The sequence below is a fragment of the Shigella sp. FC1544 genome (assembly GCF_001722145.1).
GTDB classification, from domain to species: Bacteria; Pseudomonadota; Gammaproteobacteria; order Enterobacterales; family Enterobacteriaceae; genus Escherichia; species Escherichia coli.
Window position 1 is genome coordinate 1 of sequence record NZ_MECT01000516.1, and the last position, 269, is coordinate 269.

1 pseudogene is annotated in these 269 nt (G+C 55.0%); it reads left to right on the forward strand.

The features are described 5' to 3' along the window. Positions 1-269, forward strand: a pseudogene (locus BGK49_RS19220) (IS3 family transposase); the annotation flags it as partial.

The window sequence follows — 269 nt, forward strand, 5'->3', positions numbered from 1 at the left end:
AAATGAACTCCTCAAAGAAGCCGTTGAATATGGACGGGCAAAAAAGTGGATAGCGCACGCGCCCTTATTGCCCGGGGATGGGGAGTAAGCTTAGTCAGCCGTTGTCTCCGGGTGTCGCGTGCGCAGTTGCACGTCATTCTCAGACGAACCGATGACTGGATGGATGGCCGCCGCAGTCGTCACACTGATGATACGGATGTGCTTCTCCGTATACACCATGTTATCGGAGAGCTGCCCACGTATGGTTATCGTCGGGTATGGGCGCTGCT